General features: G+C 67.9%; 20 protein-coding genes. 10 read left to right on the top strand and 10 right to left on the bottom strand.

What is annotated here, in order from left to right; translation table 11 throughout:
• The first annotated feature begins 6 nt into the window (after positions 1-6).
• The 4 genes from Verru16B_RS01610 (at position 7) to Verru16B_RS01595 (ending at position 5,774) form a co-directional block, all read left to right on the top strand.
• Positions 7-3,450, top strand: a complete 3,444-nt coding sequence (locus tag Verru16B_RS01610; RefSeq protein ID WP_069960649.1) for a DUF1592 domain-containing protein — start codon at positions 7-9, stop codon at positions 3,448-3,450.
• Positions 3,447-4,796, top strand: a complete 1,350-nt coding sequence (locus tag Verru16B_RS01605; protein ID WP_069960648.1) for a DUF1552 domain-containing protein — start codon at positions 3,447-3,449, stop codon at positions 4,794-4,796. Before Verru16B_RS01610 ends, Verru16B_RS01605 begins: the two co-directional genes overlap by 4 nt.
• A gap of 172 nt (positions 4,797-4,968) precedes the next feature.
• Positions 4,969-5,493 (top strand): DUF2975 domain-containing protein, encoded by a 525-nt coding sequence (locus Verru16B_RS01600; protein ID WP_083270019.1) that lies wholly within the window; start codon positions 4,969-4,971, stop codon positions 5,491-5,493.
• An 11-nt stretch (positions 5,494-5,504) separates the two neighbouring features.
• Positions 5,505-5,774 carry a helix-turn-helix domain-containing protein gene (locus tag Verru16B_RS01595; protein ID WP_069960646.1) on the top strand — a complete coding sequence of 90 codons (270 nt, stop codon included), beginning with the start codon at positions 5,505-5,507 and terminating at the stop codon, positions 5,772-5,774.
• A gap of 136 nt (positions 5,775-5,910) precedes the next feature.
• Here the strand turns inward: Verru16B_RS01595 and Verru16B_RS01590 are convergent, their stop codons facing one another.
• On the bottom strand, positions 5,911-6,348 hold the full coding sequence (locus Verru16B_RS01590; protein WP_069960645.1) for a RidA family protein: 438 nt from the start codon (positions 6,346-6,348) through the stop codon (positions 5,911-5,913).
• A gap of 177 nt (positions 6,349-6,525) precedes the next feature.
• Between Verru16B_RS01590 and Verru16B_RS01585 the strand changes: the two genes are divergently transcribed.
• Positions 6,526-7,710, top strand: a complete 1,185-nt coding sequence (locus Verru16B_RS01585; RefSeq protein ID WP_069960644.1) for a BtaA family protein — start codon at positions 6,526-6,528, stop codon at positions 7,708-7,710.
• Between the two features lie 14 nt (positions 7,711-7,724).
• Positions 7,725-8,375: a class I SAM-dependent methyltransferase gene (locus Verru16B_RS01580; protein WP_179947402.1), complete on the top strand. Its 651-nt coding sequence runs from the start codon at positions 7,725-7,727 to the stop codon at positions 8,373-8,375.
• Positions 8,376-8,389: 14 nt separating this feature from the next.
• Here the strand turns inward: Verru16B_RS01580 and sixA are convergent, their stop codons facing one another.
• Both sixA and Verru16B_RS01570 read right to left on the bottom strand, forming a co-directional pair.
• The gene (gene sixA / locus Verru16B_RS01575; RefSeq protein WP_069960643.1) at positions 8,390-8,851 is read right to left on the bottom strand and encodes a phosphohistidine phosphatase SixA; all 462 of its coding nucleotides are present in this window, start codon (positions 8,849-8,851) and stop codon (positions 8,390-8,392) included.
• Between the two features lie 351 nt (positions 8,852-9,202).
• Positions 9,203-9,625 (bottom strand): DUF6640 family protein, encoded by a 423-nt coding sequence (locus tag Verru16B_RS01570; protein ID WP_069960642.1) that lies wholly within the window; start codon positions 9,623-9,625, stop codon positions 9,203-9,205.
• Between the two features lie 435 nt (positions 9,626-10,060).
• On the opposite strand from Verru16B_RS01570, the gene Verru16B_RS01565 reads away from it, so the two are divergent.
• A complete protein-coding gene (locus Verru16B_RS01565) occupies positions 10,061-12,790 on the top strand; it encodes a WD40 repeat domain-containing protein (protein WP_069960641.1) in 2,730 nt (909 codons plus the stop codon).
• A 119-nt stretch (positions 12,791-12,909) separates the two neighbouring features.
• On the top strand, positions 12,910-15,477 hold the full coding sequence (locus tag Verru16B_RS01560) for a CHAT domain-containing tetratricopeptide repeat protein (protein ID WP_069960640.1): 2,568 nt from the start codon (positions 12,910-12,912) through the stop codon (positions 15,475-15,477).
• Between the two features lie 58 nt (positions 15,478-15,535).
• Here the strand turns inward: Verru16B_RS01560 and Verru16B_RS01555 are convergent, their stop codons facing one another.
• From Verru16B_RS01555 to Verru16B_RS01540, 4 genes are all read right to left on the bottom strand, one after another.
• Entirely contained in the window at positions 15,536-16,054 is a 519-nt protein-coding gene (locus Verru16B_RS01555) for a hypothetical protein (protein ID WP_069960639.1), read from the bottom strand.
• A 288-nt stretch (positions 16,055-16,342) separates the two neighbouring features.
• Positions 16,343-16,738: a hypothetical protein gene (locus tag Verru16B_RS01550; RefSeq protein WP_069960638.1), complete on the bottom strand. Its 396-nt coding sequence runs from the start codon at positions 16,736-16,738 to the stop codon at positions 16,343-16,345.
• Positions 16,739-16,744: 6 nt separating this feature from the next.
• Positions 16,745-17,149 carry a type II secretion system protein gene (locus Verru16B_RS01545; RefSeq protein ID WP_069960637.1) on the bottom strand — a complete coding sequence of 135 codons (405 nt, stop codon included), beginning with the start codon at positions 17,147-17,149 and terminating at the stop codon, positions 16,745-16,747.
• Positions 17,146-17,394 carry a hypothetical protein gene (locus Verru16B_RS01540; RefSeq protein WP_157772114.1) on the bottom strand — a complete coding sequence of 83 codons (249 nt, stop codon included), beginning with the start codon at positions 17,392-17,394 and terminating at the stop codon, positions 17,146-17,148. The genes Verru16B_RS01545 and Verru16B_RS01540 overlap by 4 nt, the downstream gene beginning before the upstream one ends.
• Before the next feature lie 388 nt (positions 17,395-17,782).
• On the opposite strand from Verru16B_RS01540, the gene Verru16B_RS01535 reads away from it, so the two are divergent.
• Positions 17,783-18,277, top strand: a complete 495-nt coding sequence (locus Verru16B_RS01535) for an EF-hand domain-containing protein (protein ID WP_069960635.1) — start codon at positions 17,783-17,785, stop codon at positions 18,275-18,277.
• A gap of 244 nt (positions 18,278-18,521) precedes the next feature.
• Here the strand turns inward: Verru16B_RS01535 and Verru16B_RS18180 are convergent, their stop codons facing one another.
• Positions 18,522-19,256: a winged helix-turn-helix transcriptional regulator gene (locus Verru16B_RS18180; RefSeq protein ID WP_157772113.1), complete on the bottom strand. Its 735-nt coding sequence runs from the start codon at positions 19,254-19,256 to the stop codon at positions 18,522-18,524.
• A gap of 61 nt (positions 19,257-19,317) precedes the next feature.
• Here Verru16B_RS18180 and Verru16B_RS01525 point away from each other — a divergent pair, with 61 nt between their 5' ends.
• Complete coding sequence (locus Verru16B_RS01525; protein ID WP_069960633.1) at positions 19,318-20,160, top strand: class I SAM-dependent methyltransferase; 843 nt, start codon at positions 19,318-19,320, stop codon at positions 20,158-20,160.
• A 257-nt stretch (positions 20,161-20,417) separates the two neighbouring features.
• On the opposite strand, the gene Verru16B_RS01520 is transcribed toward Verru16B_RS01525, so the two are convergent.
• Together Verru16B_RS01520 and Verru16B_RS01515 are read right to left on the bottom strand one after the other, a co-directional pair.
• Positions 20,418-20,837, bottom strand: a complete 420-nt coding sequence (locus Verru16B_RS01520; protein ID WP_069960632.1) for a bacteriohemerythrin — start codon at positions 20,835-20,837, stop codon at positions 20,418-20,420.
• A 217-nt stretch (positions 20,838-21,054) separates the two neighbouring features.
• Positions 21,055-21,777, bottom strand: a complete 723-nt coding sequence (locus tag Verru16B_RS01515; RefSeq protein ID WP_069960631.1) for a hypothetical protein — start codon at positions 21,775-21,777, stop codon at positions 21,055-21,057.
• Positions 21,778-21,885 lie beyond the last annotated feature (108 nt).

The raw sequence follows: 21,885 nt of genomic DNA, 5'->3' as shown, positions 1-21,885 counted from the left end.
TCGGGCGTGTTTCGTACCCCGAGACCCCGGTCACCCCTAGGGATCTGCGTTGCCGCCGTCTGCGGGCTGCTGCCTTCCCTGGCCGCCCAGACCCCGCCGCCGGATTTTTTCCGCACCTACTGTTATGAGTGTCACGGCACGACCAAGCCGAAGGGCAAGGTCAGCCTCGAGCAACTGGTGGCGACGCCCGCGGTCGGGCCGCGGGCCGACGTGTGGGAGGTGATCGCCGAGGTGGTGGAGTCGGGTGACATGCCGCCGGACGATGCCGACCTGCTGCCGACCGCGGCGGAGCGGGCCGCCGCGGCCGGCTGGGTGCGGGCGGAGCTCGACGCCTACGAGAAGGCCCACGCCGGCGAGCCCGGCCGGGTCACGGTGCGGCGGCTGACGAGCGGCGAATATTCGTATGTGGTGCGCGACCTGACCGGCGTGGAGCTGCCGGCGGGCATCGATGCCTCGAGCGACTCGGTGGGCGGGGAGGGGTTCACCAACTTTGGCGACGTGCAGTTCGTGCAGGACGCCACCCTCGAGCGGTTTCTCGAGGCGGCCAAGGTGATCGCGGACCACGCGGTGGTCGGCGCGGGACCGCTGCAATTCCATGCCGACGCCGGCCGCACGGGCGTGGAACTGTCCGCGCTCGATCGCATCAACGCCCTCTACGCCGCCCATGGTTTCCGCGTGGCCTCGGGCGAGGGCGGGCGGCCCTTCGGCTTGGAGCGCTACGGGCAGGCGTTTTATGTCAGCTGGTATTACCGGCACCGGGCCGCGCTGGGCGACCCGGACGCCACCTTGCGCGGCCTGGCGGCGAAGGAAGGCATCAGCGGTCCGTTTGCCGAGCACATCTGGGCCGTGGTCAACCGGCCCGACCCGGGTTTCCCGACGCGGGAGACCATCGCGCGCTGGCAGGCGCTGCCGGCACCTGGCGCGGACCCGGCGGCCGCCCAGGCGGCGGCGCGCGCGGGCTGCGATGAGCTTTACCGGAAGCTCACGACGTGGCCGAGCTGGTTCTTCGCGCGCGGCGACCTGGCGGCGGGCGGGCAGGGCGACGAGAGCCCGATCGAGTTTGACGACGTCTCGCTCAAGGCGGCGCCGCAGCACCGTTATCTTTACCGGCTGGGTGCGCCGGAATTCCCCCCGGCCCCGGCCGGCGTGAAACCGGTGCTGTTCGTGCCGACCTTGCCGGGACCGTGGACCCTGCACCTGTCCTTTGACGACGTGAACCCGCGGCCGGGCCGCGAGCCGGTGGTGATCTGGCGGAACCCGCGGATTGTCATCCGCGAAGTCGTGCCGCCCGAGGACAAGTTCCTCGTCGGAGCCACGGTGGTGCAGGAAGCGCGGCGGGCGGCGGTGTCCGGCCCGATCCTGGCCACGCTGCCCCTGCGGACGGTGTTGTCCCCGGACCAGGCGGCGGCCTTCCGCTTCGGGGAGAGCGCGGACGGCACGCGCCTCGGGCCCGACGATTTCGCCGCCACCGGACCGCGGACCATCCGGCTGACCGGCCCCGAGCTCGCGGCGAGCCTGGCGGGGCGCGCGCTGGCGGACACGGTGTATTTCTTCGAGGCCGACGCCGAGCTGGGCGGCGACCGCGACGCAGTGGTGCGGGTGTTGGTGTCCGACGTCCTGCCGCCGGGGGCCCGCGACAAGCGTCACCGCATTTTGGTGGGCGACCCGGCCAGCCCGGGTTACCGGGAATTCCGGGCCGGCCTGGCGGAATACGCCGCCTTGCTGCCGCCTAATTCGCACGGCGAGGCGAACCCGGCCGATCGCGACCCGGTGCCGGCACCCTTTGACAACACCTACAACGGCGCGGAGCACGACGCCTTCGTGCTGAAGGTGAAATACCAGCGCAACGACGCCTTCTTCACCGAGAAGCTGGTGGACGGCGCCGACCGGCAGCGCCTGAACGAGGCGTGGAACGACCTCTTTGGCTCGTGGCCCTACCACACGGCGTACCTGGGCATGCTGGCCGAGCATTTTGGGCTGAAGCTGGACAGTCCGCGCATGGAGGACATGGACGAGGCCCGCCTCGCCGCCCTGCCCGACGCGGCCCGGCCCTATGTGGCGGCGTTGCGCCGGCATTTCGACGAGGTGACGCAGGCGCGGCGGCAGGGCGAGGAACGCCACCTTGGAGACGCGCTGGAATTTGCCGCCCGGGCCTGGCGCCGGCCGCTGGCCGAGGGGGAGGAGGCGCGGCTCCGGGCCTTCTATGCGCGGAGCCGCACGGCGCTGAAGCTGGACCATGACGAGGCGATCAAGGCCGTGCTCGCGCGAGTGCTGGTGTCGCCCGCCTTTCTCTACCGGCTGGAGCCGACGGCCGACCCGGCCGAGCGACCGCTCGACGACTGGGAGCTGGCGAGCCGGATGAGTTTCTTCCTGTGGTCGTCGGTTCCGGATGAGGAGCTGCGCCGTGCCGCGGCCGCCGGGGAGTTGCGCGAGCCGGAGCAACTGGCGCGACAAGTACGCCGGATGACGGCGGACCCGAAGGCGCGCCGGCTGGCGACGGAGTTCTTCGGCCAGTGGCTGGGCTTTTATCGGTTCGATGCCTTCACCGGCGTGGACCAGGCGCGGTTCCCGGAATTCACCAACGAGGTGAAGAACGCCATGTACGACGAGGCCGTCTCGACCTTCGAGTACATCGTGCGCGAGGGCCGGCCCCTGCGCGAGATCCTGCATGCCGACTACACCTTCCTCAATCGCCCGCTGGCGGAGTTTTATGGCGTGACCGCGCCGGTCACCTCGACCACCGCGGTGGAGCGCGTCGGCAACGCCGGCACGCTGAACCGCGGCGGCGCCCTGCGGCTGGGGTCGGTGCTCACGACGACCTCGGCCCCGCTGCGCACGAGCCCAGTCAAGCGTGGCGACTGGATCTTGCGGCGCATCCTCGGCACGCCGACCCCGCCGCCGCCGGCGGATGCGGGCACGTTGCCGTCGGATCCGGCGGCCTTTGGTGGGCTCACGCTGCGGGCGCGGCTGGATGCGCACAAACGCAACGCGAGTTGCGCCAACTGTCACCTGCGGATCGATCCCCTGGGTTTCCCGCTGGAGGGCTTCGACGCCATCGGCCGCTCACGCACCGCCTACGAGGACGGCGCGGCGGTGGACGTGGCCGGAGAGTTTGCGGACAAGAGCACGATTTCCGGGGTGCCCGGTCTGCTGGGTTACCTCGAGAGCCGCGACGCGCAGGTCCGGAAGACGCTGGCGAAAAAGATGATCGGCTACGCGCTCGGCCGCACGGTGCTGGCATCCGACCGCGCGCTGGTGGACGACCTGGTCGGCGCGGGTGGGGAGGCGGCCTTCGCCGACCTCGCGGTGAAAATCGTCTCCAGCCGCCAGTTTCGGCACCGACAAGGGTGCGAAAGTGTGCAGGCTGACTACCATTCCCCCGCTGCCGGCGGGACTCCACTTTCGAGTCTCAGGTCCCACGTTTCAGGTCTCACCCCTTCCACCCCATGAGCCACTCCAGCCCTGCTCCCATGTCCCGGCGGCATTTCCTGCGGGGGGTTGGCGTCGCCCTGGCGTTGCCGTGGCTGGAGTCGATGCCGCTGTTCGGCCAGGTCGCGGCCGGGGCGGCGGCGAAGACGGCGGGGCCGCCGTTGCGGCTGGGCATTGTGTATTTCTCCAACGGCGTGGAGCCCGCGCACTGGTGGGCGCGCGGCACCGGTGCCACAATGGAGCTCGGGCCGGCGCTGGCGTCGATGGCGCCGCACCGGGAGGACATGGTCTTCATTAACGGGCTCTACAGCCAGGCGGCGCTGGATTCCTCGAGCCCCCACCTGGGTCGCATGAACCTGCTGTCGGGCGCACCGGTCAGCCTGGACCCGGGGGAGATCCGGGTGGGCACCACGATGGACCAGGTGCTGGCGGCGCAGATCGGCCATCACACGGCGGTCCCGAGCCTGGTGCTCGGCATCGAACCCAACGAGCTGCGGCTGGAGGACGGCCTGTCGATGATCTACGGGTCCAGTTTGTCGTGGATCTCGCCGACCAAGCCGGCGACCAAGGAGATCTACCCGAGCCGCGCCTTTGACCGGCTGGTCGGCGATGGTACGGGGCGGCAACTTGACCGCAGCATCCTGGACGAGGTGCGCGAGGATTCCGCCGGGTTGAAGCGGAAGGTCAGCCGGGACGACCACGTGAAGCTGCAGGAGTATTTCGAATCGATCCGCGACATCGAGAAACGCATCGAGCGGGCCAACCGCGAGGAGCGCCTCGAGGGCTGGCGGCCGACCCTCGCGCAGCCGAACCTGCCGCGCCCGGCCAACGAGCTGCCGCAGCTGGTGCCCGAGCACATGAAGCTGATGCTGGACCTGACCGTGCTGGCGTTCCAGATGGACAAGAGCCGCATCGCCACGCTGATGCTGAACAACGACCTTTCGCAGATGAATTTCCGGTTCCTGCAGGGTGTGCAGGGGGCGCTGCACCTCGACCTCACGCACAACGGCAAGGCGGCGGACAAGGAGGCGATGTACCTCCGGACAAACCAGTTTCACATCGAGCAGTTCGCCTACCTCACGCAGCGGATGAAGGAGATCAAGGAAGGCGAGGGCACGATGCTCGACCACTCGATCCTGATGATGGCTTCGAGCCTGTTCGACGGAGACGCGCACAGCGCGGACCGGCTGCCGATCCTGCTCGCGGGCAAGGGTGGCGGGACGCTGCAGACCGGACGCGTGCTGGATTATCTCACGGCCGGGGATGAGAACCGCAAGGTGTCGAGCCTGCACCTGTCGCTCATGGACCGCATGGGCGTGAAGCTCGACCGCTTCGGCGACGCCACGGCGCGCCTGGCGGGGTTGTGAGCGGCGGCGGTTCGCGACCCCGGCTACGGACGAGCTCTCTTGATCAGAGGTTTAGGAGTTTGGTTCGGGGTTTGGATACGTTTAATCAGTAATAAAGTATCGATAAACGATAATTCGATATTGACTAACGCTGATCTGTGCCGATGGTGAGGGGCGTAACCCCACAACCACCATGAATTCAGATACAGAGACCAAACTTCTTAAGATCGAACGCTACAGCAGGCTCCTGCGGACCGTGTGCACGGGCCTTTTCATCCCGGTCGCCATCATCGGTGTCGCGGCCACCACCTCGATCCTGGCCGGGTGGACGGCGCACATCACGTTCGACGGCCAGACCTTCGTGCCTTCCGAATTGATGCTGACCTCACGGCTGCTCCTCGCCGCGGTGGTGCTGGCCGCGGCGGCGGTGGCCGCCAAGGGCCTGGGTCACCTCCGTCACCTGCTGGGCAACTATGCGCGTCGGGAAATCTTCACCTTGGACTCGGCCCGGCAGATCCGTCAGCTCGGCGTCACCTGCGTGTTGTGGGGCCTGGTCAAGCTGGCCGGCGCCTTCCTGCCGCTGATGCTCGCGACGCAGGCGCAGCACACGGTCAGGCTGGACGCCGACATCCTCATCATCGGGGCGGTCATCATCGGTATCTCCTGGCTGGCCGAGATGGCGGCCGAACTGCGCGAAGAGAGCGAACTCACCATCTAACGGAGCCCCCCATGCCTATCATCGTCAATGTCGACCTGATGCTCGCCCGGCGCAAAATGCGCCTGAACACGCTCGCCGAGAAGGTGGGGATCACGCCGCAGAACCTGTCGGTCCTCAAGACCGGCCGCGCCAAGGCCATCCGCTTCAGCACGCTCGAGCAGCTCTGTGCGGCGCTCGAGTGCCAGCCGGGGGACATCCTCTCCTTCGAGGCCGGTCCGCCGGCGGCCGCGGACGCGACCATGCCCGCGCCCGCGCCAGGTGAAGAGTTGGCGGGGATCTGAGCGGGCGCACCAAGCGCGCTGTTTCTACCCGCGCCGCCGGCTGAACCGGGTGTCGCCGAGCGCCGTTCCCCACGGAGCAGGACTTGGCTGCGGGCGGACGTGGCCCCGCAAGCGGTTCCAGGCCGCCGCGTGAAGCTCAGCGGGTCGCGGCGGGGAAGACGGCGATCAGCTCGACCTCGAGGATTTGGTCGGGTTGGTAGAGCCGGCTGATTTGGACCCAGGTGGCGGCGGGGAAATCCTGGCCGTACCAGGCGCGGCGCAGCGGTTGATGGGCCTTCACCGCCTCGAGATCGGTGGTGTGGAGATTTTCCTTCACGACGTGGGCGAAGGTGAGGCCGTGGGCGGCGAGCACGCTTTTCAATTCGCCGTAGACGCTGGCGATGGCGGCGGGCATGGGGCCGGCGGCGGCGATGCCGGAGATGTAGAGGGTGTCGCCCACGCGCACGGCGGCGCGGTAACCGATGTCGTCCTCCCAGTCGCCGAGCTTGAATTTCTCAATTTTGGGCGCGGGGGCCGGGTCGGCGGCGGCCAAGGCGGTGACGGCGAGGAGGCAGAGCAGGAGCAGGGATTTCATGGGGGGAGATTGAGGCTAAACCCCGGGCCGGGTAAAACTCCTTCCCACGGGGCGAGGCGCGGGCTCCCACGAGGGCGAGGGCAAGGGCGGGGCCAATGTGTCGGACAGGTAAAGTTTGCATCGGGACGGAGGCTTGGGATTGAGCCGGGGCCCGGCCCGTGGATTGCTCGCGAAAACATGGCCGAATCCCGCACTGTCTTTCCCCGGCGTTTTCTCAAGGCGACCCACGACCTGGTCTTTCACCACGTCCATGGCGGGCAGCTCATCTACAACGCCTGCTGGGAGGATCCGCGCATTGACCGGCAGCTGCTGGGCCTCGACGAACGGAGCCGGGTGGTGATGATCACCAGCGCCGGCTGCAATGCCCTCGACTACCTGCTCGACGGTCCGGCCGAGATCCATGCGGTGGATGTGAACCACCGCCAGAATGCCGTGCTTGAGCTCAAGCTGGCGCTGATCCGGCGGGGCGATTTCGGCGACCTGTTTGAATTCTTCGGCATCGGTTCGCACGAGCGGTTCCGCCCGGTGTACCGGGCCCTGCGGGCGGGCCTGTCGGCCCCGGCGAAGGCCTTCTGGGACGACCACATCACCTTCTTTGATCCGGGCAGCATGAAGAAGTCGTTTTATTACCACGGGGCGGCCGGCATGGCGGCTTGGCTGATGGGTGGCGCCCTGTTCCGCGCCAAGCCCAACATCAAGAATCACGCGCTCTGCCTGCTCGACGCCGACACGCTCGCGCAGCAGGCGCGGGTGTACGCGCTGCTCGAGCCCAAGATCTGGGGGAAGCTCAGTCATTGGCTCATCCGGCAGCGCCTGCTCATGACGCTCCTCGGCGTGCCGGCGCCGCAGATCAAGCTGATCGACGATCACTATCCGGGCGGCGTGACCGCCTACGTGAAGGACAAACTGCGCCACGTGATGTCGGAGCTGCCGGCGCGGGAAAACTATTTCTGGCGGGTCTACATGACCGGGTCCTACACGCTGTCGTGCTGCCCGAACTACCTGCGGGAGGAGAACCTGCCGGGGCTCGCGGCGCGGGCCGACCGGGTGCACCCGCACACGTGCACCGTGACGCAGTTCCTGCAACAGCATCCCGGGGTGTACTCGCATTATGTGCTGCTGGACCACCAGGACTGGCTCGCGCATCACGATCCCACCGCGCTGGCGGAGGAATGGGAACTGATTTTTGCCAACAGCCGGCCCGGGACCCGGATCCTGATGCGTTCGGCCGGGCTCGACCTCGGTTTTGTGCCGCCCGGGGTGCGGTCGCGGCTGCGCTTCCACCCGGAACGCACGGAACCCCTGCACCGCACCGACCGGGTCGGCACGTACGGCAGCCTGCACTTCGCCGAGGTGCTTTGAACCGTCTTGCTCCCATGCGTTCCCGTTTCCTGCCTTCCCTGCCCGCCGCTCCGGAGCGCCCGCCCGGGATCGAAGCCTATTACCGGATGCACGCCGGGATCTACGACGCGACCCGCTGGAGTTTCCTTTTCGGGCGGGATGCGATCCTGGAACGGGCGGCCGCGGCCCAGCCCGCGCCGGCGCGGATCCTGGAGGTCGGCTGCGGCACCGGGCGGAACCTGGTGGCGCTGGCGCGTCGGTTCCCGCGGGCGCAGATCACGGGGGTGGACTTGTCCGGGGAGATGCTGGCGATCGCCCGGCGCAAGACAACGCCGTACGGTTCGCGCGTGACGCTGCTGCGGCGCGCCTACGATGCGCCGGTGGCCGCGGCGCGGGGGCACCAACTCGTGCTGTGCTCGTACGCGCTCTCGATGTTCAATCCCGGGTTCGAGGCCGCGATCGAGGCGGCGCGGCGCGACCTGGTTCCCGGCGGTCACCTGGCGCTGGTGGATTTCCACGCCACGCGGCAACGCTGGTTCGCCCGGTGGATGGGGGTCAATCATGTGCGCATGGACGGGCACCTGCGGCCGCTGTTGCGCGAGACGCTATCGCCGGTGACCGATCGGGTGTGTCGGGCCTACGGCGGCGTGTGGGAATACCTGTTGTACGTCGGACGGAAAGCGTGAGGTTCCCCCGCCGGTCAGACCAGTTCGGGGGAGATCTGCCAGCGCACGGCCCAGACGCCGTCGATGCGGTCGAGACGGAGAACGGAGCATTTCTTGAAGACGAAGCGGGCGGGGACGGATTCGCCGGCCACGAGGAGCGAGGCCAGCGCGCTCAGGTGCGGTTCGTGGCCGACCAGGGCCACGGGGTGGCGCAGCTGGTGGAGTTTTTTATAAATCGAATCGGCGGCGTCGTCGGGCCGCAGGCCGCCCACATCGGTGAGGCGGGCCTTGGACTTGAGCCGGCGCGCGAGGAACTTGGCGGTTTCCTCGGCGCGGCGCAGGGGGCTGTGCCAGATCTCGACCGCCTCGAAGGCGCCGGTGTCACGCAGCCATTTGCCCACGGCGCGGATTTGTTTCCGACCCTTGGGGCTGAGCGGGCGGACGACATCATCGTCGCCATCGAGGGCGTGGGCATGGCGGATCAGGTAGAGATGCACGGGGGAGGGTCAGGCTAGGGGGTGGGGCGGGCCGGGCAAGCCGGGCAATGTGACAAACGCGCGTCTAGGCGAGGCAGAGACCTAAAACTTGAGAGCTGATGGCTCGGATCAGAAATCTCGGATTTCAAATATCAAATCCAACAAAGCCGGGGAAAAGGCAGGTCTCACGCAAAGGCGCGAAGGCGCCAAGGGGGGTTGGATCCATGGCGTGCTTGGCGTCCTTAACGCGAGGCTGGGATGGGGAGGCAGGGACCGGGGTTGGCCGCGAAAAGCGCAAAAGGCGCAAGGGGCCTCTGATCCGGCCGGGGGGAATCGAGCACCTGATCCTTGTTACTTGGTGCCTGTTACTTTTCAGGGCCACGTCTGCCACAAGGCGACGAGGAGGAGGGCGGTGATGAGGGAGACGGCGAGGAGGTTGCCGTCGAGTTTGCCCCAGAGCGGGGGGATGCCTTGGGGGTCGTGGAGGGTGCCGCGGTAGGCGCGGCGGAAAAGGAAGGCGCCCCAGAAACCGGAGTTCATGCCGAGGCCGATGATCACGGCGAGGCGGCAGTGCCAGACGGGATCGGCGGAGTCGGCCCACACGAGCCAGAGGGCGAGGCCGGCCACGGCGAGTTGGGAGACGGCGGACCAGAGGAGGTGGAAGCGCGCGTGGCCCGGCCAGGCGGGGTGGGTCAGGTGGGTGCGGTTCATGTCGATGATGAACGGGCCCACCCCGTAGGCGAGGGTGGCGAAGGTGATGAGCCACCGGGTGCCGGGGGTGATGAGATCGGACATGGGGGCAGGGTAATGCCGTTCGCGCGGCGGTGCACGTAGGATTTTCGGCAGGCGCGCCGACCGTTCCGGGTGTGGGCCAGCGTGGGCTGGGGGAATCGGAAAAGGAGAGGTCTCACGCGAAGACGCAAAGGCGCGAAGGGTGGAATTGAGTTCGCTTGGTTCGCTTTGCCCGGAGGTTTGGTCCCGAAAATAGTAACCTATTAGGTTACCAGTTGGCTTGGCACGATGTGACATGGGCGGTCAGGCGTTGGTGGCTGGGGGCGGGCCGGAACAAGCGGGGATTTGAGATTTCAGATTTAAATTTAGCGATGAGGGAGGGGGCGGCGGGCGGCGTGGCTACGTGTTCCTGCGTATGGTCAGGGGGCGACGGACCGGCTAGAGTGTCGTCCCGCCCGGATGGACCGGTTGGCGTCCTCCTAAACCAAGTCTGTTTTCATGAAAGCCCTTCACCTCCTCCTGCTTGTTGCCTTCTTCACGCCCGCCTGGTTGCTCCGCGCCGCGGATCCGGCGCCGGCGGTTGCCACCCCGGCCACCGCGGCGGAAGTCGCGTATTGGAAAAAACTCCAGGCGGAGCTCATCGCGTATCGCGCCGCCAACGGCGCCTATGCCGCGCGCAACTTCATGGAGTTTTCCGTGGTGCAGCTGAACGAGATCATGGCGCGCACGGAAAAGTTCCTCGACGCCCGCGATGGTGACGCGGTCGAGGGCCTCGGGGCGGACCTGGTGGAGTACCGCCAGCAGCTGATCGCGATGCTGGACAACGCGCTCACGCCGCTGCGCCTCACGGCCGCGGGCCACGCCACGAAGGCCGGCAGCGCCAACATGAACCCGCAGGCCACGATGGAGAACTTCCTGCGGGCCGGCGCGCAGTTCCGGACGGTCGACGGCTACAAGGCGCCGCTCCACCGGTTGCACCTCGCCATCGACAACCGCATCGTGGCCGCGGGCGGGCCCCGCATCATTTTTTTCCGGAGCCTGAACCTGGGGGACAGTGCGAATTACGAGTATGCCGCCGCCACGCCGGCGCAGCGGGACGCGAAGTTCATCGCCGCTTCCGCCGCGATCCATCCCGCGCTGGGTGTGCTGGCGGAGCAGAAGTTCATCCGTTACCGCCTCGACGGCCGGCTCGATGAGCAGATCCTGGAAAAGCGCGACCAGTTGCTCGCGAACGCGCTCGAGATCAACCAGCAGACCGCGGGCATGTCGGAGGCCCAGTTGGAGCAGCAGCTTGCGGGCATCCCGGGCGACGCCCCGGCCGAGGAGCGGGCGTTGTTCGAGTTCGTGATCGCGCTGGAGCGGCGCAAACGCAGCGACTCGATCGGTTACTCGGTGATGCTGGAGAACTGGAAGGCGGTGTTCGCCCAGTGGCTGGGCAAGGCCGACGACGCGGCCGTGGCCGACGGGTGCAACGACCTGGCCATCGCCGCGGATGGCAGCTGGGCGGCCACCACCGGGGACGGCCTGGGGGTGGAGGCCCGCGACCTGGCGACCGGCGCGGTGGTTTTCCGCGCCCGCAGCGAATTCCCGATCCGCGGCCTTACCGCCGGTGCCGACGGCCGGCTCTATGCCTTCACCACCGGTGGCACGCTCGTGGTAAGCCCCGCCGCGGGCGGAACGGAGGTGACCTTCGAGCCGTTGAACCGGGTAAGCTACCAGATGCTGGTGGGGGCGATCGCCGCCGCCACCGCGCGCGAGCGCTTCGTGTACGCCTGGGGCGCGGCCCCGGCCCTCGCCGACGCGGGCAAGGAGATGCTGTTCAAGGCGAACTCCTCCAGCCGCGTCACGGCGGTCGCGATGGACCGCGCGGGGCGCCACGCGCTCATCGCCTTCAGCGGCCTCAACGACACCGGCGACGGCAAGGTCCGCCACGGCTTCGACATCCTCAGCCTGCCGGAATCGTCCGATGATCTGGCCAAGCTCTCCGTGGAGTCTCGTTCCTTCAACCCGGCGTTTGCCGCGCCGGTCAACGCCATCGCGGTGACCGAGGGCGCCGGGCACGTGGTCCTGGCCGCCGGCAGCAGCAGCTTCGGCAGCGTCGAGGTGTTTCATTTCCTGGACCCGCTGAAGCCGCAGATCACGCAGCTCGCGCTCGACAACCAGCCGTATACCTTTGTCGGCTTCGCGGGAGAGGGGGACGCGCCCGTGGTGGTCGCGGGCACCCGGCAGGGCGTGATCCGCGTGTGGTCGGGGAAGAGCGGCGACCTGCTGGCGCGTTACGTCGTGCCGAGCGGGGCACAGGGCATCGCGATGGCGCTGCACGGCGGCGAACTCATCACGGCGAACCTCGGCTCGCCGGGCCTGTACCGGTGGTCCGCCGCCGACGGCCGGTTGCTGGCCACGCTGGACGGCGACGTCCCGGCGGCCGACGCGGCGACGCTCGCCGCGGCGCTCGCGGCGGAGCAGGCGCGCCGCCCGATCATCGCCAAGTTCCTCACGATGCGGGACACCGAGGACCCGGCGGCGAAGGTCGCGTATGCGCGCCAGTTCCTCGTCGACGATGGCGTCGCGCTCGAGGCGGCGGGGCTCAAGGAATTCGTGCTAAACACCGTCCGCGGGGCCCGCGAGGCCGAGCTGGCCGCCCTGAACAAGGCCAAGCGCTTCCCGGAGACCCTGCAGCTGGGGCGCCAGTCGCTGCAGGAGGGGGTGAACACGAGGAATATCTATTTCTACATGCTGGTGGCGGCGAATCGCTCCCGGCCCCCGGGGGCGGAGGCGCTCTTCGCCGAGGCGCTGGCGGCCTATCCGCAGAGCACCGACCTCGCCTACCTGAACCACCGCTACCGGTCGGACATGTTTTCCCGGGCGGGCAACATCGATGCGGCGATGAAGGAAATCGATGCCATGGACCTGCTCCAGCCCGAGGATGCCCCCCATGCGAATTCACGGCAGGTCGTGCTTTTTGACGCCGCCGACGCCGCCTACAAGGCCGGCAACCACCGGCTCGCGATCGAGCACTACATCAAGAGCCTAGACTATTGCCGGACCAAGGAGGACCAGATGAACGTGCTGCCGTCCGTCTTCTCGCTGGCCTACGGGTTGAGCGACTGGAACCTCTGCACGCGCGTCGCGTCGGCCATCATCGAGATGGAGCCGGCCAAGAAGAACGACAAGCAGTTCATGGACGCCGCGCGGTATGCCTACCAGATGACGCAGCAGGGCAAATAATGAGCACGCCACCGCGGTTGATTGGGTGGGCATCCTCAGGGCTGGCGCCCCTCGGGCCGCGGGCGTGGCGACAGCAAGCTGGCCGCCCAGCGGCCAGGGCGGTTGTCGCCGTCGCGGCGGTGCTACTGGCATTTCCCCTGCTCACTCACGCCCAAAAGCCGACGCAGGCGCAGCTGCAGGCGGCGCTGAACGACCCATACACCATCGCCTTCAACGAAGGCTACCAGGCGGAGTCGCTGGGCAAAGTGCGGGACGCCGAGGCGGCCTACGACCGCGCGGTGGAGCGGGCGGAGTCCCCGGTTGACCGGGTTTTTGCCTTGAGCCGCCGGGGCGCAATGCGGGCCCGGCTGGGACTGTGGAAGCAGGCGCGGGCGGACCTCGCCGCCGCACTGGAGCTGGAGCCCGACAATCTTACGGCCGGCTTCGCGCTCCTCGAAGTGGCCCGCGGGCAGGGGGATTTTCGCGCGGCGGCCGACACCCTGCGCCGGCTCGAGGGGCTGGTGGCCAAATACCCGAACGAGCGGACACTGCAGACGCAGCTTGCGCTGGAGACCCCCCGCACCACGGCGGCCTGGGGCGACCTGCAGGGGGCCCTGGCGCAGTACCAGGAGGCGCAGGCGGTCCTTGCGGCCACGGACGACCTGGCGCAGGTGGCGCAGGTGCAGCGCGAGACGGCGCGGGTGCTGCTGGGCCTGAACGACAAGCCCGGGGCCCGGGCGCTGGCGCTCGAGGCGCTGGGCACCGACCTGCGGCGCGTGGGCACGAGCCGGCGGCGTCCGTCCAGCGACTGGCTCCAGCGCGGCGACCGCCCGGTGGCGGAAGGGCTGTTGTTGCTGGCGGATTGCCAGCTGGCGCTCGGCGAACGCAAGGCCGCGCGCGAGAACTACCACCTGGCCTGGCAGCTGGCCTTCCGGCTCGTGTCGCCCAACGAACTTTACCGCGCGGACCTCGGCCGGGCCCGCGCCTCGTTGCAGGCGCTGCAGGCCGGGGAGAAACCGCTGTTTTTCGATGCCGATGTCGCGGGCGTGGCGGACCTGACCGGTTACGAGGATTTCCCGGTGATCCGCTTCGAGGCGCTCGGCCTGCTGGGTGAGATCCAACTGGCGCAGGGCCAGCCGGCGGCGGCGATCCGCTCGTTTCAGCAGGCCGTGGGGCTGGTCGAGGCCACGCGCGCCGCGGCCACGGCCGCCGAGAAACAGAACTTCCTCGCGCTGCAGTCCGACTATTACCGCTGGCTGACGGAGGCGTACGTGCGCGAGGGCGACGCCTGGTCCGCGCTGGCGGCGAGCGAGGCGCTCAAGGCGCGGCAGCTGCGGGAGACCCTCACGGCGGACGCCGCGGTGGGTGAGAGCTTTGCGGCCACGGTGGCGCGCCTGCAGACCCTGCCGGCCGCCTTGGACGGGTCGACGGCGATAGTGAGCTACGCCAATGCGGACTGGAGCCGGACGGAGCCGGTCGCCTTCGTGATCACCGGCGCCGGCCTCGCGGCGGTGCGCCTGCCGCTCGCGGCTCTGCCAGCGCTCGCAGGCAAGCTGCCGCTGGCCGACGTGCTGGCCGCCCAGAAAAAGGAAGTGGACGCCCGGCGGTATGATCTCGGTGACGAGATCGGGCTGGCGGGCATCGTGGCCTACCTACGGGACTGCATCTATTGCGAACCCGAGCAGATGCAGGCCCGGGTGGAGCCGATGTTTGCCACCGCGGGGATCCTGCATGAGCTGCTCTTCGGGCCCATCGAGGCGCGGCTCGCGGGCAAGAACCGCCTGCTGGTGTCGCCGAGCGGACTGCTGGCGTACCTGCCCTTCGACATCCTCATCGGCCCGACCAACCGGGCCTTGGTGCAGGATTATGCGGTGACCCTGACGCCGTCGCTACTGGTGACGCAGACCCTTGCGGCGCGGGCGCCGGGCACGTATGAGCGGCCGTTGCTGGGCTTCGGCGGAGCGGTGTACAACCCCGAGGGTTACGACCAGGTGATGGCCAACGTCCCGGCGATGAAGCAGCAGTTCGACAAGCTGGTGGGCGTCCGGCAGGCGGTGTTTGCCGGCAGCCCGTATGCCGGGCGGTTCGGGCCGCAGAGCAACCTGGCGGGCACAAAGACGGAGGTGCTGATGATCAACGAGCTCGTGCCGGGCTCACGGATTGAGCTGGGCCGCGCGGTGAGCGAGGGGAACATCCGGGCGCTGGCGGCACAGGGCGAGCTGCGGAAGTCGCGCGTCGTGCATTTTGCCGTGCACGGTATGGCCATGCCCGCGATGCCGGAGATGTCGGGCATCATTCTTTCGTATGAAGACCCCCGGCCCGGGACGCCGGCCGATCGCGACGGGTTCCTGCAGATCACGGAGATCGAGCGGCTGCCGCTGCGGGCGGAGCTCGTCACGCTCAGCGCGTGCGAGACGGGCCTGGGTGCAATCATCGCCGGGGAGGGCGTGGTGGGGCTGACCAGTTCATTGTTCACGGCCGGGGCGGACAGTGTGCTGGCCTCGCTGTGGCCGGTGAGCGACGCCAGCTCGGTGTATTTCATGCAGCGATTCTATTTTCATCACCTGATTCAGGGGCTGCCGGGGGATCTCGCGGTGGCGGAAGTGAAACGGGAGTTCATTTCCGGGCGGGCGGGCGGATTCCGTCACCCGCAGTATTGGGCGCCGTTCAACCTGTATGGCGGGCGGGAGGCGTTGCCGGGGCGGTGAGCCCTTCGACAGGCTCAGGGTGATTTGCGGGCCAAATCAGGGGCGGACCGGCGCCTTGTTACCCGGCACTGGTCACTTTCGCGGCGGCGGCGGTGTAGGCTTGGTGGAGGCGGATGGTCTGCCAGGCGCCGAGTTTCTGGCCGAGTTGGGCGGCGAGGTAGAGGACGCCGGCGAGGATGGCCATGGTGCCGGTGACGTAGAGGGCCCAGGGGGTGTCATCGAGGAGGACCTGGACCGCGCCGTAGATGCCGGAGAAAGTGCCGAGGAGCCCCGTGATGAGGTAACCGTAGAGGAAGACGGACCAGATTTCGATCTCGGGGCCGTAGATGCCCTCGATGCGGGTGCGGCCGTCCGCGGCGGCGTCGACGCTGAGGAAGAGGCGCGGGGACCAGTCGCGGCGCTCGGTGTCGGGCAGGTGGATCCCGATGAAACCGGGGAACGGTTTCACCACGAGGCCCGCGTCGCTGGCTGTCAGGCCCTCGACGAGCGTGGCGTGCACGGCCTCGGGCGGGGCGGTCACGAACTGCTCAAAACGCGGACGGACACGAAAGCTGCTGAGGGGGGCGGGGTGGGGCATGGGGGGAGGGGGCCCTTCGACGGGCTCAGGGTGATTTGCTGGGCAAATCAGACGGCAGACGACTGATGGGGCTGATGGGGCGGACCTGGTACTGGGGGCTTCTGCAACCGGGGGGGTGCGGGGACTCAGGCAGAAAAGGCTGCGGCGGGCAAGCGGACGACGCTGCGGCCGGAGGCCGGAAACGGGGGGCTTAACGCCTCGGGTGTGGCCGCGAAAAAGCGCAGCAGGCGCAAAGTCGAACAAACCAGCCGGCGCAGCACCGGCCGGGATCGCCGGCGCGGGATCCGGCTACGACTGCACGATCATGGGCGAGTAATACACGATGCCTCGCGCCTGCGTGTTCAGCTGCTGGGTGGTGGGGAGGGATTCCTTCATCCAATCGAAGCGGTTGGCCACGAAATCGGTCCAGGCGGGCAGCGAGGTGGTCAGCACCGGGCCGGTCAGCTGCAGGAATTCGTAGCCCTCGTCGCGGACCTCGCGGCGCACGCGGGCGACGGCGTCGTCGGCTGAGTCGGCGAAGAGGAAGGCGTAATAAATGTAGGTGGCCTTGGACGCGACGCCGGCGGGGGTGAGCTTGCGGGTGGCGATGGGGACGGCGAAGATCGGGTCGGCCTTGGCATCCAGCTTGGCGGCGGGACCACCCGGGGTGGAGCGCGACGGGCGGAGGGCATCGAAGAAGGACATGGCGGATTACGGTTCCTTGGCCGGATAAAAGATGTAGTCGCCGACGGTCCGGCCGCCGTCGCTGGTGGGCGCGGCCCAGACGCTTTCGCCCGGCACAAAGGCACCGCCCTGGTAGCTGAAGCCGTGGGAGGCGGGCGTGGCGAAGCAGGCGACCCAGAGGGATTCAGAGAGGTAGCCGTCATCGTGCATGTTTTGCACCATGAAGCCGCGCGGGTCGGCCTCGCCGCTGGAAATATACATTTCCTTGGCCTGGTAGATCTGACGGAGATTATTCAGCACGATGGTGCGGGTGGTGGCGGCCTTGACGCGGTGGATGCCGGCGATCGCGAGCGTCGAGAGGAGGCCGACGATGGTCACGACGACCATGATCTCGACGAGGGTGAAGGCCCGGCGGGAACGCGGGGTTTTCATGCGGCCCCTTTTTTCTCACCCGGGCGGAAGGCCAGGTAGAAAGCGGTGGTGACGAGGACCACGGTCAGGAGGCGCAGGCCGACCATGGGGAGGTTGACGGACCAGTCCATCGGGACCTGCCAGACGTAGTACAGGTTGTGTTCGAGACGTCCGTCGGAGGTGAGGCGGTAGACGGGCGGATGGATCCAGATCCACATGAGGGTGTTGGCCCCCAGGCAGAGGATGACGCGTTGGATGAGGTTCATGGCCGGGGCGACGGCCGAACGAACAGCCGGGCGCAGCGGGGAATACACGCCTGACCGGCCGGGGAGGCCGCCGGCTTATATCATCGGTCGCGGGGGTGGGCGCTGTAGGTAAAAGGGGGCGGGGGACAGGGGCCCTTCGACGGGCTCAGGGTGATTTGCCTGGGGGCAAATCAGACGGCGGACGGCGGACGGTTTAAATTTCAGATTTCAAATTTGAGATTTGAGAGGGGGTGGGGCGGCTCAGGTTTTCTGCGGGGCTAGGTGCGGACTATCCTGAGGAATCCAAGACGAAGGCTGATGGGCTCGCCGGGGGTGGGTGGGGTGGCGGATGACGGGCAGGGCGTCTAGCCTGAGGGGCATAGTAATCCACAACCCAACCACGAATCCCATGACTCAGATCAAAATCAAAACCACCCTCCTCCTCGCCTGCGGCTTCGCCCTGGCGGCCCTGCCGGCTTTCGCCGAAACGCACACGGGCAAGCACACCGCGGATGACATGTTCAAGGCGTCGGACACCAACAGCGACGGCAAGCTCTCGCGTTCGGAGCATGCCGTCACCAGCAAGAAGATGTTCACCGACTCGGACACCAACCGCGACGGCTCGGTCACGCTCGTCGAGATGACTGCCGCCCATGAAAAAATGAAATCCGAGATGACGACGAAGAGCGACCAGCCTGGGAATGTGGCCAAGGCGGCTCCGGATGAGATGTCGCCCGCCGCGATGATCAAGCTGCACGACAAGAACAGCGACGGTCAGCTGAGCACCGCCGAGCACACGGCGGGCTGCGACGCGATGTTCACCAAGATGGACTCGAACAACGACAAGTCGTTGAGCAAGGAAGAGTGCAAGGCCGGCGAGAAGATGATGAAGAGCGAATACTGAGGGCTAGCGCCTCAGTCGTTAAGCTTTGGTAGCGATCAGCCCGTGCCCCGATGGGGTGCGGGCTTTTTTGTGGGCTGAAGGTGAGGAGAGATTGCGGGATCGCGGAAACGCGGAAGCGCGGAAAAGAGCTCGCGAACCAGAGAAGGCCGGGGGGCTCACGCAAAGGCGCTAAGGCGCAAAGGGGAAGCAGAGGGGATTCGCACGAGGCTGAAGAAGCCCAAGCGTTGAAGGGGGGGCCACGGGCTTACACTCGCAGCGGCTTCGCGGCGGGGCGGATGTGGGCCAGGCTGCAGTGGCGGAACCAGCGGGGGAGGGAGCGGATGAGCTTGGGGTCGCCGGTGAGTTGGAGGCGGCCGCACTTGCGGGCGGCGGCGAGCTCGGTGTCGCCGGCCCAGATCTCGGTGAGGGTCCGCACGTCCGTGCGGAACAGGAGGTCCGGGGTGCCGCCGGGATTGTGGACGCAGAGTTCCCGTTCCTTGGGGCCGTCGATGACGATCCACCAGTGCCCGTACTTGGGGAGGCCGGGGAACACGAAGGCGAGGATGGTGCGGCCGGCGGGCAGGTGCTTCGTGTCGATCCTCCGCGTGTAGTCATGCATCAGCAGGTGCACGTCGAGCTCGTCGTCGCGCATCTGGCCGCGCGCCCATTTCATGCCCCAGCGGCTGAGGCCCTTCACGATGGGGCGGAGTTCGAGGCCGGCGGCGGTGAGCTCGTATTCCGGATGGGGCTGGCCGGGCGCGGTCGTGCGGGTGACGAGGCCGAAGTCCACGAGCTGGTTGAGGCGCTTGGTCAGGAGCGACGGGGACAGGCGGGTGAGGGCACGCTGGAAGTCGCGGTAGCGCCGGGTGCCCAGGAGGAGTTCATGAACGATCAGGATGGTCCAGCGTTCGCCGAGGACCTCGGCGGCCTTGGCGAGGGGGCAGAACTGCTGGTAGCGGAAGCGCATGGCGTGGAGTCCGGGCGACCGGCGTGGACGCATCACTACATTTTGTGTCGTGGATGGCAACCGGCGAAGCGGATAAGCTGGGGTAAATCCACGCATGAACACCTCCACGACCATTCCTCCCTCTGACAACCCCAACCAGGCCCTCTGGGAAAAGGGCGATTTCACCCGCATCGCCGCGACCATGCGGCGCAGCGGCGACGCCCTCATCGCCCGGATCGGGGTTGGGTCCGGCCACCGCGTCCTCGACCTGGGGAGCGGCGACGGCACGACCGCGCTGCCCGCGGCGCAGCGCGGCGCCGACGTGCTCGGCGTCGACATCGCCCGCAACCTCGTGGAGGCCGGCAACCGCCGGGCCCGGGAGCACGGGGTGGACTGCCTGAAGTTCCAGGAAGGCGACGCGAGCAACCTGCACGCGCTGGCCGACCAGTCGTTCGACCGCGTCGTCACGATCTTCGGGGCGATGTTCGCCCCGCGGCCGCAGGAGGTGGCGAAGGAGTTGGTGCGCGTCACGCGTCCCGGCGGGCGGATCGTGATGGGGAACTGGATTCCCGGCGACCCGACGCTGGTGGCGCAGATTTTAAAGATCAGCTCGGCCTACACGCCGCCGCCGCCGGAGGGGTTTGTCAGCCCGATGCTGTGGGGCGTGGAGCAACACGTGGTCGAGCGCTTCACGCGGGCGGGTGTGCCCGCGCAGCAGGTCGCCTGCGAGCGCGACGCCTTTACCTTCGAGTATGCCGGCACGCCGGCGGCATTCGTGGGTGAGTTCCGGCAATTCTACGGGCCGACGATGAACGCCTTCGCCGCCGCGGAGAAGGCCGGCCGGGCGGCCGAGCTGCAGCGGGAGCTGGAGGAATTGTTCACCCGGGAGAACCGGAGTCTGGACCCGGCGGCGACAGCCATCACGGCGACATTCCTGCGGGTGACGGTGGAGGTGTGAGCGAGGAGAGACCTGAAACTTGAGACCTCAGACCTGAGGATTTTTTCACGCAAAGGCGCTAAGGCGCGAAGCGGGAAGGAGGGAGAAGGGGCTCGGGCAGATTGATGGAACCACAGAGGCACAGAGGGCACGGAGGAAGGCAGAAGACCAAAGCAGGGGGGGTGAGGAGTGGGCTCACGCAAAGACGCAGAGGCGCAAAGGGTGCAGGAGCGAGAGTATCCTTCATCGTCCGGGGACTACGGCGCGACGAGCGGGGGTCAGCTGGCGAGGAGGGGGGCGTTTGAGCGGGAGCTGGACTGGAGGAGGCCGATGTCGACCTTTGCGATGTGGTGGAGGATCCAGGCGCAGGATTCGCTGTGGACCTCTTGCAGCATGGCGGGAGTGGCGCGGCCCTCCATGACCACGGCCAGCCAGTGGCGCAGGCGTTCGATGAAGCCGCGATGGGCGTCGCAGTTACTGTCGTGGAAAGGGCAGCGGGTGCAGCTCATGGCGCTCTCCTCGTGGTGGAAGTGGATGTAGGTGTAGTCCAGCAGCGCCGTGATCAGGCGGATCAGGCATTCCTTGTCGGCGCCCTGCTGGATGACCTCCTCGATGCCGTTGAGCTTGGCAAAGATCTCCTGGTGCTGGCGGTCGACGTCAGCATTCCCGGTGGCCAGATTGGATGTCCATTCGAGCATGCCGAGCTATCGGCCCGGACCCGCCGCGAGCTGAGGCGATAAGTGCAACGAGGCCCCCGGTATTTCGGCATCTAATGCCAGGCCAAGATCTGCGCAGAATGGGGGCGCGGTTGGGTGGAATCCCCAGACCGGAGGGGTTCACGCAAAGGCGCTAAGGCGCGAAGCGGAGGACAGAGGACAGAAGACGGAGGACAGAGGACGGAGGGCGGAGGGCAGACTATTCGGGCAGGGTCTGGCGCAATTCCTCGAAAAGGAGGAGCGAGGAAATGGCGGTGGTCACCGGGGCGCGCAGCGCGGGGTCGAGATCGGGGGCGAACCAGACGGCGCCGTGGTTGATGACTTCGACGGCGGCGAGGGGGCGGCCCTTCACCTCGAAGATATAGCCGGTGGTTTCACCCAGGGGCAGAATCGTGCCGGCGAGCTTGTTCGTGCCGGTTACGGTGACGATTACGTCATCGCGGCTGAGGGTGCCGACGAGCGGGCGCTCGCCCTTTTCCTGGAGATCGAGGGTCCATTGGACGTCGGCCTGTGCATCCGGTGAGAGCAGGGCCATGAAGCCCGACTTGTTGTGGAGCTCGAGGTCGACCCCCACGTCGAGGGCGCGGCGGCGGAGGTTGGTTGCGGCGGCGCCCCGCCAGGCGGGGAGGTCGGGGCCGTCGACCTTGAAGAGGAAAGTCTGGCGGCGCTTGCTGCCCTCGTAGCCGAGCCCGGGGATGGCGATCGCGAGGTCGCCGCCCTTGCTCAGGGAGCGCTGGACGTCGTGGACGGTGAGGCCCCCGAACTCGAGTCGTTCGAGGAGTTTCCAGCCCTGGCGGCCCTGCACGGGCAGGCGCGGGGCGGTGGCGAGGGCGTCGGGGAGGCGCAGGGCGGCCTCCTTCAGGGCCGCCGCGGCGGGCAGGGCGCAGAGGAGGGCGAGGAGGACGCGGAAGGTGTTTTTCATGGGGCCAAACTGACCCGACGATGGTGGGAACGTTCCACCCAGTACAATATTTTAGACTCCCGGCGGATTGGTCGATCGATCGGGGGCCGGCGGGTGAGTTTTGACGGG

The organism is Lacunisphaera limnophila (assembly GCF_001746835.1).
Taxonomy (GTDB): domain Bacteria; phylum Verrucomicrobiota; class Verrucomicrobiia; order Opitutales; family Opitutaceae; genus Lacunisphaera; species Lacunisphaera limnophila.
This window is presented reverse-complemented; position numbering and strand designations above follow the sequence as displayed.